The sequence below is a fragment of the Geobacillus sp. B4113_201601 genome (assembly GCF_001587475.1).
GTDB lineage: Bacteria > Bacillota > Bacilli > Bacillales > Anoxybacillaceae > Geobacillus > Geobacillus icigianus.
On sequence record NZ_LQYX01000121.1, the window covers coordinates 347,888 to 350,888 of the forward strand.

Annotated in this window: 4 protein-coding genes and 2 pseudogenes; all 6 read left to right on the forward strand. The window is 41.7% G+C overall.

Going from position 1 to position 3,001, the window contains the following annotated elements:
• A pseudogene (locus B4113_RS19280) lies at positions 1 to 569 on the forward strand (hypothetical protein); the annotation flags it as partial.
• Between the two features lie 15 nt (positions 570 to 584).
• The gene (locus B4113_RS18205) at positions 585 to 953 is read left to right on the forward strand and encodes a hypothetical protein (protein WP_061912734.1); all 369 of its coding nucleotides are present in this window, start codon (positions 585 to 587) and stop codon (positions 951 to 953) included.
• A gap of 268 nt (positions 954 to 1,221) precedes the next feature.
• Positions 1,222 to 1,737: pseudogene (locus tag B4113_RS18210) on the forward strand (pre-toxin TG domain-containing protein); the annotation flags it as partial.
• A 38-nt stretch (positions 1,738 to 1,775) separates the two neighbouring features.
• Positions 1,776 to 2,045, forward strand: a complete 270-nt coding sequence (locus B4113_RS18215; protein ID WP_061912735.1) for a hypothetical protein — start codon at positions 1,776 to 1,778, stop codon at positions 2,043 to 2,045.
• A gap of 15 nt (positions 2,046 to 2,060) precedes the next feature.
• A complete protein-coding gene (locus tag B4113_RS18220; protein WP_061912736.1) occupies positions 2,061 to 2,561 on the forward strand; it encodes a hypothetical protein in 501 nt (166 codons plus the stop codon).
• Positions 2,562 to 2,701: 140 nt separating this feature from the next.
• Positions 2,702 to 3,001 (forward strand): pre-toxin TG domain-containing protein (locus B4113_RS20885; RefSeq protein ID WP_369802303.1); only part of this gene is annotated, 300 nt, incomplete at its 3' end.

Sequence of the window (3,001 nt, forward strand, 5' to 3'; positions counted from 1 at the left end):
TGATCTTCGAAACGACTTATCAGCAAGTCGTCAAAGCGCCATTTGCGGGAACGGTCCGCCTATTCAAGAAGCAATGGGATGATTTAGTGGAGAGCGTCGCATCCACTGCATGGCAGCCAGTGTATGCGGGAGTTGGTCCAGCGTCTAGAGTGTGGATGAATGAAACGAGGAATGAAGTGAAAGATGCCACTCTCCATATGACGAAGAAAATCGAAGGAGAGGCCATTGATCGTATACCCAAGTCAAGTAATTCTTCCATTAAGGGTACAGGTAAAGCTAAATTCTCTACAAATAACTTGCCAAAGGATCCTAAGGAATTAATCAACAATGGATGGAAAGATGTTACACCAGAAGGAATGGCGAAAAATACTAACTCACGAGAGTTTATCGATCCTGAAACTGGAATGAAGGTTAGATTTGATCCCGGAAAACCAGGAGCAAATGGTTTTGAAGGCAAAGATCATTATCATGTATATAATCCAAATAGTACAGGTAAAAGGGATTATTATCTTGATGTTAACGGCAATCCCGTGCCAAAAGGCTCGAAAGCATCTCACATAGAACCATAGCTTGGGAGGAGAAACATGAAACCATCAGAATTTATTAAAGCTTACAACCTTCTTGATAGTCTTGTAGAGGAATTAGAATATGATGAAGTCAATAAGCAATTAAAGATAACTTTAGAATTGTGTCAGTGGAAGCAATCTTACTATGTTGAAACTGACCCGGAAATGCAACTTGGCATATTAATATTCTCTGATGTAACATTCTACAAAACTGAACCTGAATTATTCAATCTTGATAGTAGTGAAATACTAAAGGTCGATTTACTTCCATTTGATGGATGTGGTGAGCGTATTAAGATAGTTCTTCATGGGGGAGACGATGTAATAATACTAAACTTTCAATCTAATAAAGTAGAATGGAAAGAAATAGAGGAAGGGGATGAATAGTAGTTAGGAATTTACAGTTCCTAAAACAAGATCGGAAAGCAAAAACAACAAACCAAACAATTAAAAACTTGACAAACACGCTTAGACAAGCTTTCAAAGGCTTATTCCAACTTGACTGGTAAGGAGGAATGAGCCTTTTTACATGCTCAAAATTAAGTAGGAAAATTGCAAGCATGTATTGGGGTAGATATGATTAGTTGCTCAAACTTAGGGAGGGGGTAAGGCAGAAGTAAACGATACATGCCAAGAAAAAACAATGAAGTCGAGTATTATTTACCGCACCGTCGCGGCGATGCGCCAAGCGGACCAAACGCTTGCCGACAACATGAAAGAATTCGGCTTAGAGCTCCTCGGCTGGTACGATGTGCAGCGCGTGTTTGGCGAGTACGATCCGATTACCGGCGAGCGCCTTTCTTTAGGGGACCGTTTGCTGGCAGGAGGAATGCTGCTTGCGTCGATTGCTCCTCCTGCTAAAGGGGTCGGCATGGCGGGAAAAGCGGCAATCAAGGGCGCCAAGACGATAGAGGCGGCATCTGTCCTAGCTAAAATGAAACATGTCGTGCGCTATGATAAAATAAAGGCGATCTTCGAAACGACTTATCAGCAAGTCGTCAAAGCGCCGTTTGCGGAAACGGCCCGTTTGTTCAAGAAGCAATGGGATGATTTCGTGGAAAGCGTCTCTGTCGTTGGATGGAAGCCAGCGTATGCGGGAGTTGGACCGGTATCCAAGGTGTGGATGAATGAATTTAAAGATGCATCTCTCCGTATGATTGAGAAGGTCGAGGGGGAGATGATAGGAAAAAAATAATAGAGACAGCTACTGTGGATAGAAAAGGTGGAGAAACGGTAGTAGGTCATGCCTTGCAGAAACATGCAGGCAGAAATCCTGATATTTGGGGGAAAGTAAAAGGAGGACCTGACCAGATTAATCAAATGGCACTCAAACATCTCCAAGAAATACTAGATGCCCCAGGAGAATTTCACAGGGTAAAAAACCCAAGAGGGATAGAGTTCCTAGAGAAAAAGCTTTCTGATGGACGGGGAGTGCGTTTAAATCTTGATGGAACATTTAAAGGTTTTATTGACCAATAAAGGGGGGAAGTTGTAATGGAGAACCTAGAAATTATATTATCAGATTTTAAGAAGGAAAAACTTGAAACCCTCATCTATGACGAACTTAAGTTGACAAAACTAAACATTCAATCATCGCATTTTTATGATTCAAACTTACAACGAGATATACAATTTTCTGAAGTAAAAAACATAAAAGAGTTACTATCACCGCAAGGAACAGGTAATGTTGTTCTGGAACAATTGCAATTAGGAATTTCCCTGAAAAATGTAGTCATCGTTTTTTCTTTTGACGAGGAATACGGGGATATTGTCTTTAATTTCCCTGAAAGTGAAATATTCGTCGATGACAAAAATGAGGTTAAATTGAAATTCGCAAAGTTAGTTGATTATTTAATGAATTTGAAGATTAAATACGCTATTTCTAAAGTAATAATAGGTTATGAACCTGCTTATGATGAAGATACAATGTTAATCGAATTTGACGATAATCCCCTTAATGTAGAAAAGGTGCTAGATGCTGTATTAGATGCTTAGCCTCAAGAATTTCTTGAGGCATTTTTTATAGGGGAGAATGAGTTGAAATCGGTTGTTAAACACATTTTCGAATTTGAAGAAGCTGTTTGTATTCCACCGCCGCAGCGATGCGCCAAGCGGACCAGACGATTGCCGACAACATGAAAGAATTCGGCTTGGAGCTTCTTGGTTGGTATGATGTACAGCGCGTGTTTGGCGAGTACGATCCGATTACCGGCGAGCGCCTTTCGATCGGGGATCGGCTGCTGGCAGGAGGAATGTTGCTTGCGTCGATTGCTCCTCCTGCTAAAGGGGCCGGCATGGCGGGAAAAGCGGCAATCAAGGGCGCCAAGGCGATGGAGGCGGCATCTGTCCTATCGAAAACGAAACATGTCGTGCGCTATGATAAAATAAAGGCGATCTTCGAAACGACTTATCAGCAAGTCGTCAAAGCGCCGTTT